Here is a 13,665-nt window from a genome sequence, read left to right as displayed (position 1 = left end):
GGTCAACACTCATCAAGACATCGCTATGAACGCGTCGACACAACAACAAACAGGTCCGGCCGTGCAGTCGGGCCGCTGGACACCGCTGGCGCTGGCCGCCGCGCTGTTCCTCGCGGCCTGCTCGCTCGCCCCGACCTACGAGAAGCCGGACGTTGGCACACCCAACGCCTTCAAGGAAGCGGCACCATCGGCACAAGCGACCGATGCACCGCTGGCCGCAAACGAGCAAGGCAAGTGGAAGACCGCCGAGCCCGCCCTGCCCGCCGACGGCGCGTGGTGGAAGATCTTCAACGACCCGACGCTCGACAAGCTCGAAGCGCAGGCCGCTGAAGCCAGCCCCACGCTGGCCGCCGCCGCCGCACGCGTCACGCAAGCGCGCGCCTTCGTGCAGGCCAACCGTGCATCGCTGTTCCCGGAACTGGATGCGGGCTTCGGCCCGACGCGCCAGCGGGCTTCGGCGGCATCGGCCGGCTTGCCGGTCGGCGCGCCCGTGCAGCCAAAGACGTACTGGCGCGCGCAGTCCACGGTGGCGTATGAGGTCGACCTGTTCGGCCGCGTGCGCAACAACATCGATGCCGCCGGCGCCGACGCCGAACGCGTCGAAGCGCTGTACCGCGCGGCTCGTCTGTCCTTGCAGGCCGACGTGGCACAGACGTACTTCAGCCTGCGCACGCTGGATGCGGAAGAGGCGTTGCTGGCTCGCACGCTGGTCGGCCGTGAAGAGGCGCTCAAGCTGGTGCAGCGCCGCTTCAACACGGGCGACATTGGCGAACTGGACGTCGCCCGCGCCGATGCCGAACTGGCCACGGCGCGCTCCGACCGCATCGGCGTACAACGTCGTCGCGCGGTGCTGGAACATGCGCTCGCAACGCTCCTGGGCAAGGCGCCGGCTGATTTCACGATGGGCGCAGACCCGCTGCAATCGGCCGAAGTGCGCGTACCGGCCGGGCTGCCGTCCGCCCTGCTGGAACGCCGCCCCGACGTGGCCGCCGCCGAGCGCTCGATGGCTGCGGCCAACGCGCGCATTGGCGTGGCGCGCGCGGCGTTCTTCCCGCAACTGCAACTCACGGGCGGCTTCGGCTACGAGTCGCACGACATCGGCGACCTGCTCAAATGGGGCAGCCGCACGTGGATTCTCGGGCCGCTGGTCGGCACTGCGCTGTCGCTGCCCATCTTCGACGGTGGCGCCCGCAGCGCCGGCGTGAAGCAGGCGCGTGCCGCGTATGAAGAGAACGTTGCCAACTACCGCGAAAGCGTGCTCGTCGCCTTCCGTGAGGTGGAAGACAACCTCTCGGAACTGCGCCTGCTGGCCGATCAGGCCAAGGCCCAGGACGACGCCGTGCGCGCCTCCACGCGCGCCGCGCAGCTGTCCCGCACGCGCTACAACGCGGGCTCGGTTAACTACCTGGACGTGATCGATGCCGAGCGCAACATGCTGTCCGCCGAACGCATCGGCGTGCAACTGGCCGGCAGCCGCGTGAACTCCACGGTGGGGCTCATCAAGGCATTGGGCGGTGGGTGGGGGGATCTGCCGCCGGCGGTACAGCCTAACGCAGCCAATGCAGCCAATGCGGCCAAGCCCGCAACGGTGGCACAGCAGTAAGAATTTCTCTCCTCTCTCTCTGGAAAGCGAGATCTGCGCGGCTTCGGCCGCGTTTTTTTTGCCGCGGACTGCCTGCGATCCACAGTCATGTCATCTTCGCGCAGCGCTGCGCGACATTCCCGCCCGTCACGGGAATGCGTCAATCTGTTGTTACTGGCTGTAGCCGCGCCGCTCTATGGCGGCTAACACGTCCCACGTCTGCGGATCAACATCGCGCCCGCCGAGCGACATCGATACGTAGGCATCAATCGCATCCACAAAGCCTTTGATGAAGGCCGGTGGAAATGACTGCGTGGAGAACACCTGAAGTTGTTCGCGCAGCATGCCCGGCCGGCATTGGCCGTGTGTGCACATGGCGGTGCGCGTGCGCTTGAGATACGCCTGCGCTGCGATGGCGCCGTTCAGGTAGGTGCGGTTCTTGGTGAGCCGCCCTGTGTCGAATGACGTGGGCGCTGGGCTCGGTGGTGCGGGTGGAGAGGGGTAGGACGCGGGGCGCGTCGCGTCGGAAATCGGCATAGGAGCCTCCTTGGGATTGAAGGAGCCTCACCATCTCGGCGCTAAACGAGGGTGGCGGGCCTGACGATGGTGTTAGCGACCCGGTCCCAAGGAAACCGGTAGACCCGAAGGTCTCACCATCCGGCCCGCCAAAGTAGGCGCGAACGGAAGCAGCAGTGCGACTGCATGCAGCAATCGTCCGCCTTGGTGTTTCAGGTCGCTAAACCAGGCTGCCGTTGGTGCGGCAGCGGGCCGATTATAGCGGCGCAGGCGCCTTCCAAGTTCCGATTCCGTCTATCAGGCTCTGAAGCGCAAGGGCCGTGCGCGCACCGGGCATTCCGCTTCGCAGCGCGCGACGACCAAACCTTTCGGAAGCAAACCTGACCCCTAACCCACCGTCGTTGCCCCGCAGACTGCGGAGCGCCGCAGTTTTCGGTGCGCGCATGGGTCCTAAACATTCGATTTCCACAGTCCGAGAGCGGCGCGCGACCATCAAACAGTGGCGCACGACCCTTGGAGGGTCAAACGCGGCCCAAAAACATTCGCCCCATCGGACCTCCGAGCCCCGAGCCCCGCCCTCAAACCGTCGACGTTGTCCAGTTGAGGCCGACGCTCGAGTGTCCGAGGCTCGATGGCGGGTGTCGGAGGTCGAAAATTTCGACCTCCGACTGCGGAATGCGAGTGTTTGAGGCTCGCATTCCGCCCGCAGAGGTTCACGTTCGACGGTTGGTGGTCCACGTTCGAGCCATAAGGGCCCGTGACCGGCAGTTCGGCCGCGTCTTCCCCCCTGTCAGAGCTTGATCTTCGTTTCCAGGAATTCGAGGTACTTGGGATCGTCTTCGAGAAAGATGTCCAAGCCGCCGCCCATATAGGCGCGGGTCAGTTCATCAGCCGCCTTGTCGAAGTTGCCCTGCTCGTAGTAGAGCTGGCCGAGGCGAAGATGGATGTACGGATTGCCCAAGCCCTTGGGACACTGCACGGCGTTGTAGAAACACTTGAACGCCTTGTCGAAATTGTTCGTGCGGAAGTGGACGTCGCCAATGGCGACATAGATCCAAGTGGCGGCTTCCCAGTCGAGCGGGTTGTCGGGCAGCAGGCGTAGTGCGGCGATGTAGTGCTGTTTGCCGGCGTCGAGGTTCCCCTGCTCTACCAGTTCGTCGCCTTGCTTACAGAGGTCGGTGATTTGCGCGTAAAGCGCATCCGGAAGTGTCTTGCTCATGCTGTGTGTGCTCTAGCTCTAATCAATGTCGTCAATGCTGAAATAGCCGGCCTTTTCCTCCGGCGTTGCCGGTGAGTCATAGGTCGTACCCATCTTCGCGCCGTTACTTCTGTTGATACTCTTAGGCTCCAACTCGTAGTTCTTTGGATCGTTCATGAATTCGCGCACTTCTGGCGATCGAGGGCCATAGTAGCGCCCTTCCGTATTCCAATAATCCACGGCCGACTGTTTGTGGCCCATGTCTGTTTGATCGATTGGGTACCATTTTCCATCCGCACCGAGAACCTCCCGCCCGTCGCCCTCCCCCTTCAATGTGCCTTCCTTGCGCATCCGGTCCTGTACTTCACGCCCGACCGGCGAATCCTTTGAAGGCGTCGAACCCATGTATTTACTGCGGTTCGACATGCCATCGCCGTTCATTCGCTGCCACCGCAAGACATCCGGGTTGGAGGGTGCCGGCAGCTTTGCATAGACCTCCCCGTTATCGCCCACCTTGATCTCAAGGGGCTTGCCGTTCAACGACTTCGAAAGCTTAGCGGCATCCTCGACTGACAACCCCATCTCACGCAATGACTTGTAGTTGGCATAGCGTTGTTCGCACACCGCCAACCCAAGCGGATCCATCTCCCGCAACGGGTTCTGCACATAGCCCTGTGTACGGTGCCCACCGCGGATGGCGATCGGGTCAATGCTGAGATAGCAGCCGCTGTCGGGGTCGTAGTAGCGGTTCAGGTTGTAATGCAGCCCCGACTCTTCGTCTGCCCACTGCCCCGCAAAACGCAGGCTGGTGTCGGGGGCGGCTTCCGCAGCATGTGCCTCTTCACTGATCCGCCTGCCCCACAGGTTGTAGCGGGCAGACCAGACCTTCTCACCTGTGTCGCGGTATATCTCCAGCGGCAGGCCGGTGGGGGCGTTGAAGATCGCGTACATCTGGTCGCCGCATTCCTGCGCCAGCGGTGCGAAGCTCTCTGGCTCGAAATGCCAGGTCGTGACAGCGCCCGTTTGCCCATCGCGGCCGCATTCCCACCGTTCAGCCAACGTGTAACCGTCCCACAGGAAGCGCTGCGCGCGCCCGGTCTCGACATGCGTCTTCTCAATACGCCGGCCGAACGCGTCGTAGCGGTACATCCATGTTTCGTTGGCAGGCGTGTGAACTTCGGTCAGGCGGTTCAGGCCGTCCCAGGCGTAACGCCATGTCCGAGGGTGTTCGCCGGGTTGCTCGATGGTCTTTTCGATGACACGCCCGCGAGCGTCGTAGCGATAGTGGATATGCCCCGCCTGAACGGGCAAGCCACCTGCTAGGTAATCGTGTCGATCGACGGGACCTCTACGGCCATGCGCGGCAATGTTCCGGGATACATCGTAGGCATAGTGCTCTGCGGGCTGCCGAACGCTATCGAAGGCGGTGACCTGTCCGCGCGCGTCGTGCGTATACACGAAGCTGTCTGCATCGGTATCGATCTGGGTCAGCTGCCCCGCAGCGTCGTAGCGGAAATGCTGACGCGTCAGGCTCTGCAGCGCTTCGACAGGGTTGACCGGCAGCGCGTCAAAGGCCGCACGGGGGCCGGCCGTCTGGCGCTGCAGGCGGTCTACGGCGTCGTACTGCCGCTGCAGAATGAATTCACCGGCCTGCCGACCCGTTTCGCGGCCAAGCAGATCCCGCTGGATGGTCATGCCGCCAACCTGCGTCAGGGCGCCGAGCGCATCGTACTCATAGCGTGTTTCCCGATGCGCGGTCTTGCGCGCCTCGCGCCGGCCCCGCGCGTCGTAGGCATGTTGGAGGCGCTGCCCGTGCTGATCCTCCTCGATCAGGCGGCCCTTGCTGTCGTAGCGGAAGCGGATGACGTGCGTGGACTCGCTTTGCACCGCGGCAGCGGTCATGCGCCCCGCCGCGTCGTACCGGTAGACGAGTTTGACGTCGCCCGCGTCGATCGCCACAGGCCGGTCGCCCGCGTCATATCGATACAGCCAGACACCGCCGTCCGGCCACGTCTTCTTGACCACCCGCCCGGCTGCATCGCGCTCATAGTGTGAGACTCGGCCGCCCCAGTCGATCTCGGTGACAAGCCGCCCAGCTGCGTCGTAGCGGTACTCCCACACCTCACCGCGCGCATTGACGATCCGCACCGGCCGCGTTGCATGATCGTACTCAAAGCGGGTGGCATGGCCGGCGGCATCGGTGGTGCTTGTCAGCAGATCGAACGGACCGTAGGTATGGCGCGTGATCCGGCCCAGCGGATCGGTGTTCGCCACCGCCAGCCCTTCTGCGTTGTAGGCGGTGCGATGCATGCTGCGGTCCGGCAGTGTGGTCAGCGCCCGGTTGCCGCGCGGATTGTCCACGCCGGCGGCGTAGTCGTGACGCGTCACGTTGCCGTGCGCATCGACCTCTTCGAGCAGGCGCCCAAGCACATCGAAGCGTGTGCCCTGCTTCGCGCCCGTGGGCAAACGCGTGCTGATGAGCCGAAGCTGTGCGTCATAGTCGAAGCGGGTTTCCTGCTCTCCCTCGACCGCCCGCAGAAGCTCACCCCGTTCACCGTACCGATAGCGTTTGACCTGCCCATCTGGTTCGGTGCGTGCAATCAGCCGATGCTTGTCGTCATACTCCATTGCCACGCGATCGCCGTTTGGCTGCACCACAGCCGCAAGGCGACGCTGTGCGTCGTACTTGAACAGCGTGGCGCCGCCGGCGGCATCGCCCATGCTGGCCAGCCGGCCCTGCGTGTCGTATCCAAAATCGGTGCGCCGCCCGAGCGGGTCGGTTTGAGACGCCAATCGGCCAAGTTGCCACTCGCGTTGAATCACATGCCCAAGCGGGTTCACCTCGCGTGTGACCAGTCCTTCGGCGTTGTGGGCGTAGAGCCATTCACCATCGATATCGAGCACACGCGTGACGCCGTCCTCATAGACGAAGCGGCCGGTGTGGTAACCCTCGCGTGTGCCGGTCTCGACCACGCGGCCGAAGCTGTCGTAGGCGTAGCGAACCTCTGTCTGGTCGGCGTCGCGCCAGCTCGTCATCCAGCCGTGCGCCTCGTAGGTGTAGTGGAACTCACCATGCTGGAAACTCGACACCTGCGCGAGCATGCCGCCTTCATACAGGTAGTCGACCAACCGTCGTGTCTCGCCCGACTCTTCGAGCAAGGTAATGCTGGACACCGTGCGCAGCGCGCCCGGATACGTCAACACAAGCGCGTAACCGGTCGTGTGTCGCAGCTCGGTCAGCCGGCCATGGGCGTCGTACTCGAACGCGATGGCATTGCCGCTCCAGTCCTCGATACGCTCGATGCGCGATACGGCGCCGTCGACCAATGGTGCAAACCACAGGATATGGCGCGTTTCATCGTCAAGGACGCGAGGTGCGGTTCGCGTGCCCTCCAGGCGATAACGTGGTTCGCGCAAGTTGATGCCGTTGAGATCGGCATCGGGGGCCTCAAAGGTGATCGTGAGCCCACCACCATCGAAGAAACGAACGAGGCGACCTTCATCCAACCGCAAGCGCTGCGACCAGTTCGTCGACCACCTTGGACCAAGCAGGCCCTCGTCATCCGAACGCGTGCGGTAGCGCCGCGTGAGCACTAGAGGCAGAACGCCGGGAATCGACACGTCTGTGCGGATCTCCACCATCTCGCCGGTCGCCACGTCGATTGGGTCTTTGCAGTTGGTGGCGGTTTCGTCTTTGACGCCATCACGTTCGGCCGACTTGTTCGGCTCTCCCGGCGCCTTGCCGCCGATCATGCCGCCCAGTTTGGCCCCAAGCAGCCCACCCACGAGACCCGCAAAGAACTCCTCGCCGGCTGTCAGCTCGGGGTTCTTCGGCCCGAACTGCCCGGTGGTCTTGTCGATCAAGACGCTCTTGCGCCCAGAGTTCACCTTGCCGCTGCAATGGCTCGAATGGCCGATGCGCACAAGCGGCAACTGATTGACGGTGATGGTGAGACTGCCTTCGACCAGCGGCTCAGGCCCGGGGTGCTTATCGCAAGCGATGATGTCCGTCACACGCGCCGCGGCTTTGCCTTCGAAGGTGACATTGCCTGAGCCAGACGCGATCTTTCCGCAGTTGCTGCCCATGCTCTGGCTGGCTGCGGCCAAACCGCTTCCGAGGCTCAGGCCACCTGCCATACAGGCACCCACGATCACCGCACCGGCCAGCCCACCGGTCGCCACCGTCGCGGCAACCGCGGCTCCAATGGCGACCCCGATTGCGAGACCGGCCACCATGCCCCAGAAGCCCGATGAATGCGCGATGTCGTCACCCACGCACGCCGGGTGCGGATCGCCCTTTCCGATGCTCAAGCCCAGCTTGTCGCCAAGCCATTCGGCGCCTTTCTCAACGGCGCCGGTGACACCAATCTTGCCAAGCAGCCACGCACCGCCCAGTGCCACCACAGCGGGCACGGCGGCCAGCGCTGCGGCACCTGCCGCAGCCGCACCGGTCGCGCCCGCAGCGGTTGCGGCGGTGCCGGCGGCGTACGCGCCATAGCCAACGTCGGCGCCCAACATGCCGTAGTTGGCGCCGTCCACCCACTTCATCTGCGACTGCTTTTTCGCCTCGCCGTCTTCCAGGTTCTGAAGCGCGGCCAAGCGCTCGTCGGCGGTGCCGCTCGGCCCGGTGGGAGTGCTCGGTGTGCTTGGATCTTGATCCGCCATGGCAGCGCTGCGCTCAGGCGGGTTCGTTCAGGCGCAGGCTCTGCACCACGCCTTCTACCAGCGTCTTCTGGCTGGCGCTCAGCACACCGGGCGCAGTAAAGGTGAGCATCAGCACCTGCTTGCCGTGCTCCACCATCGTCAGCAACTGCTGCAGTGGCCGGCCGTTGTTCGACCATTTGTATTCGTGCGCATACGCTGCGCGGCCGGACACCGTGGTTTCGCTGCTGCTCACCGCTTCATAGTCGGGCACCTGCTTGGCGAGCTTTTGCAGCTCGCTGGCGGCGTACTCGCCAAACTGCATGCCCCATGGCAGACGCTCGCGCGTGACGACAAAGCTCACGCCCTCCGTGCCGGTCGAGGCGGAGACGAACACATTCATCGTCTTGTCGATCCAGTCCGGTGGGAGCAACAAGGAACCTTCCTGCATCTGATACATGGTGTCAGCCGTTATCCGGGTTGATATGGGTATTGGGTGCCTGGATCTTGATCTCGGCCGCATCCAGCCGGATCGTGGATGAGCCCTTGTGCAGCTCGATCGCATCGGCCGTCATATGGATCGACGTCCCGCCGGCACCGCCCACCTTGATCCACAGTTCCTTGGCCTCGATCGTGTGCACACCGGCGGGCGACTTCTGCGTGGTGTTGCCTTGCGTGACCGTGTCCGTCAGATCCCCCACCGACACCGTCGTCTCGTAGTTGCCCTTCGATACCGTGAGCGTTTTGTCGCCCGTGCTCACGGTCGTTTCCATGTTGCCGGTGTCGATCTGCGTCTTGTGGTGGCCCTGGGTAACCAGCGTGGTGTGGTCGCCCTTGACGGCTTCGCTCAGGTTGCCGGTAGAGACCTCCGTCGCATGGTTGCCCGTCGACACCAGGATCGTCCGATCGCCCTTGACCACATGCGTGCTCTGCGCGTCTTGCACCACGGTGTTCATATCTTTCTGCGCGTGCATGAACACTTCCTGCGCGCCATTCACGTCGGAGAAACGCAGCTCGTTGGAGCCACCTCCCTTGTGCGTCTGGCTGCGGATGCCCATGGTCTGGCCGCCGTCGCCGTGGTACGGGTTGGCGGCCTCGCCGTTGAACACGCGGCCGACAATCACCGGGTTGTCGGGGTCGCCCTCGTTGAAGGCGACGATCACCTCTTGGCCGATACGCGGGATGGCCGCGCCGCCCCAACCCGCGCCCGCCCACGGCTGCGACACGCGCACCCAGATGGAATCGGAGCCATCCATCTTGCCGCGCCGGTCCCAGAAGAAATGCACCTTGACGCGGCTGCCGTCGGTATGGATCTCTTCGCCTTTGGGGCCGACCACCACAGCCGCCTGCGTACCGTACATGTAGGGCTTGGGTGTGCGGCGCTCGGGGCGGAACGGCACATCCACGGGCAGGCACGTAAAGCTGTTGCGGTACGGCTGCTCGGCGCCCTGGCTCGTGTAGTCGTTCACGGCGTGGTGGCGTACGTGCAGCAGAACAAAGGCCTTGTCGTCGTAGGCCGAGACGGGGTGGTTGGTCAGCCGGAAGCGCCCGGCCGTGGTCATGGCCTGCACGAAGCCAGCACCCTTGAACCGGTGCGCCTGCGCCTCTTCTGCTTCCATGGCATGGCGCGCGTACCGGCGGCCGTCGTCGCTGTGGTCGTACAGCGAGTGGTATTCGTAGCGCTCGGTGGCCCCGATGTTCGGGTTCTTGAGCGTGGTCGGCACTTCCACGTGCATCAGCGGAGACGACGGTGTGTCGTAGTTGAAATCCCGATAGGTGATCTTGCCCACGCGAAAGTTGAACGCCTCGTCCCACCGGTCGATGCCGTTGCGCTCGCTGGCGGCGCTGGCGCCGTAGTACGGAATCGTATCGACAGGCGTCAGCGGCTTGAACAGGTCGTTGGTGTCGCCAATGACGAGGACGTGCCGGTCTTTCTCGTAGCGGTGCGTCCAGAACATGCCCTCCTGCTCCATCAGGCGGGCGCAGAAGTTGAAGTAGGACTCCCGGTACATGACGACGTATTCGAGCCGCGCCTGCTCCGACTTCAGGTTGAACTCGAAATCGTGAAAGCCGAGCTCGACAAAGATCTCGGAGAGGATGTCTTCCGCGGTCTTGTTCTGGAAGATGCGGCAGTCCGTCGAGCGCGTGAGAAACCAGAACCACGGCACCACCGTCATCTCGTAGCGCGTGACCGAGCCGGGGTGCCCGACTCGCCCGAACGATGCAACGTAGCCCTGAAAGTAGCGCTGGCCGATTTCCGGCCCGGCCGCCAGCTGGCTGAACACGCCGCCGGTGGACTTGGGTTCCAGCGACACCGACACCTGCTGCCCGACGATCTTGTCGATCTCAATTTCGCTCTGGTGCGATAGCAGGTCGAGATGGATTTCCGGCAGGCGGCTGACGTACTCGTCCACCACCAGCGCATTGACCAGCAGTACGTCGGGCCCGAGTGGCGACTCCATGCGCACGAAGCGGCTGGCCTGCGTCAGGCGAGACTTCGCGCCGGGCATGCCGTTGATGGCATCGGCAATCGAGGCTGGCGTGCGCCCAAGCAGCGACATGCCCGTCTGCGCCAACTGCGCGGCGCGCGCCGCGCCCCCAATCAAACCGGCCCCCGGCGCGTTGCCGAGCATGCCGGCAGCATCCGCAAGCATGCCGGTACCTGGCGACAATCCGCCGCCGGACAGGGTCGACAAAAAGGAATTTCCGGACGGCGCTTTGCCGTTGCCGGTAGAGGTGAAACTCATGGGCCCGCTCCCATCGTTCTATGCGATTTGCACCGGCCGGGCCAACTACGCAGACTCGTTGCCTTCAGCCGGAATCCCCCCGGCATGCCCGCCGATACGTTGTCGACAGGCGATGGCTCGCATGCTAGTGGAAGCGTGCGTTTTTCAGATGAGCGTTCCGTTACTTGGAGCCTGAAAGTTATTGAATTCTGGTTTAACGCGGGCTAATTGCGCTGGGCCAAGTCGGCATGCGTGCACTTGATCGGCGCTGGGCCACGCCAAGATTAACGATTGATAAAAAACCAACGCCAACCGCGCGCGCCGGACTCCCTGCATTCACGCGCCGAACACCTTCAAAGTGGCCCCAAGCGCGTCTGCAGATTGTCGGCGGGCCCTTCCTCGGTCGACTGCCTGAACGTGATTGACCGGCGGATAGATCAGTGCTTCATGTCCGGCGTGTCTTGAAACCGCCGAGGCATATCGATGCACAAAAAAAAGCGCGGCGTCTTCCAAACGCCGCGCGCTGTGCACTTTTGGGGGAAGCACAGGAGTTAAATCGATTCGAGTTCTCGGCCGCGCGTTTCCGGCAACGTGAGAGCCGCCACGATGAGCAGCCCATAGGCGCCCGCCGCGAAGATGCCAATGGCATGCCCGAGGGACGAATGCGCACTCACCTGCCCGATCAGGAACGGAAAGCACGCGCCAACCGCCCGGCCCACGTTGTAGCAAAAGCCCTGGCCCGAGCCGCGCACCGCCGTCGGGAACAACTCGGTCAGGAACGCACCCATGCCGGCAAAGATGCCCGAGGCAAAGAAGCCCAGCGGCAGACCGAGCAGCAGCATTGTGTTGTCGGTCACTTCCAGCTGCGTGTAGGCCAGCGCCACCACCATCGAGCCCACCGCAAACAGGATGAAGTTGCGCTTGCGGCCCAGGCGGTCGGTCAGCACCGCGCTGGTCAGGTAGCCGATGTACGAACCAATGATCACCACGGCCAGATAGCCGCCGGTGCCCAGCACGGTCAGATGGCGCTCGGTTTTCAGGAACGTCGGCAGCCACGTGGTGATGGCGTAGTAGCCGCCTTGCGCGCCGGTGGTCAGCACAGCGGCACGCAGCGTGGTGCTCAATAGCCGCGGAGAGAAAATCTCGAAGAAGCTCGTGCGCTCGGCGGCTTGTGACTTCGCTTCCTGAAACACCTCCGGCTCTTTCACCAGCCTGCGCAGGAAGAACACGAACACGGCAGGCACGATCCCCACGAGGAACAACGCGCGCCATGCAGTCTCGGGCGGCATCACGCTGAAGAACCACGCGTACAGCAACGCCGATGCGCCCCACCCCAGCGCCCAACCCGCCTGCACCATGCCAACAGCCTTGCCGCGATCCTGCGAGCGAATCGCCTCGCCGATCAGCACAGCGCCGGCCGTCCATTCGCCGCCAAAGCCGAAGCCCATGAGCGTGCGCGCAATCAGCAGTTGTTCGTAGTTCTGCGCAAGGCCGCACAGGAAGGTAAACACCGCAAACCACAGGATGGTGATCTGCAACGCGCGCACGCGCCCGATGCGATCCGACAGGATGCCAGCCACCCAGCCCCCCGCCGCCGATGCCAGCAACGTGCATGTGCCGATCAACCCCGCCTCGGCCTTGGACAAGCCCCACACGCCGATCAACGTGGGGATGACGAAGCTCAGGATCTGCGTGTCCATCGCGTCGAGCGCGTAGCCCACCTTGCAGCTCCAGAACGTGCGCCGCTCCTGCGTGGAGATCTCTCGGTACCAGCGGAACAAACCGCCGGAATTGGCTGCGGCCGTGGCGTCCGTCCCGGCGGGCGCTCGCGCAACCGTTGCTTCGGTTGTCATGGTGTTTCCTCCTTGTTACTGATGCTGTCTCGATGCGGCTATCGCTTATTACTTGCTATAAACCAGCGCCTCTGCGTGCGCCGGCTGGAACCCCGGTACCCGTCCGTCTTTCGCTCTTTCGCTCTTGCGACTGCGTGCTCAGGTCAGCGCTGCGGTGCGCAGGTCTGTGATCAGCATGTGCCCAGGCGCATGCGTGATGCACAGCTCGGGCCGCGCTTGCTGCACCACCGCCTGGGGTGTCACGCCACAGGCCCAGAACACCGGCACCTCGCCAGGCTGCACGGGCACGGCATCCCCCCAATCGGGCTGCGCCAGATCAGCAATGCCGATGGCCGCCGGGTCGCCAAAATGCACCGGCGCGCCGTGCGCACGCGGCATGCGCGAGGTGATCTCGATCGCGCGTATGGCGTTAGGCACCGACATCGGCCGCATCGACACCACGAGCTTGCCCGCCAGGCGGGACGTACCGATCGTGTCGACCGACGTGCGATACATCGCCACGTTGCGCGACATGGCGATATGACGCAGCGGCACACCCGCCTCCATCAACGCGTGCTCGAACGAGAAGGAGCAGCCAATGGCAAACGCAACCATGTCGTCGGTCCACAGCGCTTCAACGTCGGCCGGCTCTTCGGCCAGCTCGCCGTTGCGGTAGACGCGATAGCGCGGCACGTCGCGGCGCACGTCAACGTCCTGGCCCAGATGCCGAAATACGGGCACGCCGGGCTCGGTCACGTCCAGCAGCGGGCACGGCTTCGGGTTGAGCTGGCAGAAGCGCAGGAACTCGTTGGCCCACGTATCGCGCAGCATCACGATGTTGGCCTGCACATAGCCATCGCACAGGCCGCTGGTATGGCCACGCAGCACGCCCGAGCGCGCCGCCAGGCGGGCGGAATACGGATTTGCGTAGGCCACGCTGGCACCCGTGCGGGCGGGTAAGGGCATCGGTGCCGGTTGTTCCGGCATTCTTTTTGCCTGGGCTGTCTCCACTGCCGTCGTCATGCAAGCTCTTCCACAAGGTTGTTTGTGCGGCTGATTGTGAAAGCGTGATGAAACGCGGTCCAACGAAAGTTTCGGATTGCAGGCGATAGGAAAAGGTGATTGCCGAGGCCGGTGCAGCACCCGCGCGTGTAAAATCGCCGCCCCACC

Annotated in this window: 8 protein-coding genes; 1 reads left to right on the top strand and 7 read right to left on the bottom strand. The window is 64.0% G+C overall.

Going from position 1 to position 13,665, the window contains the following annotated elements; translation table 11 throughout:
• Positions 1-25: 25 nt before the first annotated feature.
• Positions 26-1,603 (top strand): efflux transporter outer membrane subunit, encoded by a 1,578-nt coding sequence (locus ACTJK4_RS10020; protein ID WP_440817828.1) that lies wholly within the window; start codon positions 26-28, stop codon positions 1,601-1,603.
• A 150-nt stretch (positions 1,604-1,753) separates the two neighbouring features.
• On the opposite strand, the gene ACTJK4_RS10015 is transcribed toward ACTJK4_RS10020, so the two are convergent.
• The 7 genes from ACTJK4_RS10015 to ACTJK4_RS09985 all read right to left on the bottom strand — a co-directional run bounded on the left by ACTJK4_RS10015 (position 1,754) and on the right by ACTJK4_RS09985 (position 13,461).
• Positions 1,754-2,119 carry a hypothetical protein gene (locus tag ACTJK4_RS10015; protein ID WP_440077302.1) on the bottom strand — a complete coding sequence of 122 codons (366 nt, stop codon included), beginning with the start codon at positions 2,117-2,119 and terminating at the stop codon, positions 1,754-1,756.
• Between the two features lie 769 nt (positions 2,120-2,888).
• On the bottom strand, positions 2,889-3,317 hold the full coding sequence (locus ACTJK4_RS10010; RefSeq protein ID WP_316870833.1) for a tetratricopeptide repeat protein: 429 nt from the start codon (positions 3,315-3,317) through the stop codon (positions 2,889-2,891).
• 18 nt (positions 3,318-3,335) lie between these two features.
• On the bottom strand, positions 3,336-7,961 hold the full coding sequence (locus tag ACTJK4_RS10005; protein ID WP_440817826.1) for a DUF6531 domain-containing protein: 4,626 nt from the start codon (positions 7,959-7,961) through the stop codon (positions 3,336-3,338).
• 13 nt (positions 7,962-7,974) lie between these two features.
• Positions 7,975-8,397 carry a DcrB-related protein gene (locus tag ACTJK4_RS10000; RefSeq protein ID WP_316870831.1) on the bottom strand — a complete coding sequence of 141 codons (423 nt, stop codon included), beginning with the start codon at positions 8,395-8,397 and terminating at the stop codon, positions 7,975-7,977.
• 4 nt (positions 8,398-8,401) lie between these two features.
• A complete protein-coding gene (locus ACTJK4_RS09995; RefSeq protein WP_440476827.1) occupies positions 8,402-10,684 on the bottom strand; it encodes a type VI secretion system Vgr family protein in 2,283 nt (760 codons plus the stop codon).
• 530 nt (positions 10,685-11,214) lie between these two features.
• Entirely contained in the window at positions 11,215-12,516 is a 1,302-nt protein-coding gene (locus tag ACTJK4_RS09990) for an MFS transporter (RefSeq protein WP_440817825.1), read from the bottom strand.
• 138 nt (positions 12,517-12,654) lie between these two features.
• Positions 12,655-13,461 carry a putative hydro-lyase gene (locus tag ACTJK4_RS09985; RefSeq protein WP_232040190.1) on the bottom strand — a complete coding sequence of 269 codons (807 nt, stop codon included), beginning with the start codon at positions 13,459-13,461 and terminating at the stop codon, positions 12,655-12,657.
• Positions 13,462-13,665 lie beyond the last annotated feature (204 nt).

This window comes from Ralstonia sp. 22111, from assembly GCF_052045895.1.
GTDB lineage: Bacteria > Pseudomonadota > Gammaproteobacteria > Burkholderiales > Burkholderiaceae > Ralstonia > Ralstonia wenshanensis.
This window is presented reverse-complemented; position numbering and strand designations above follow the sequence as displayed.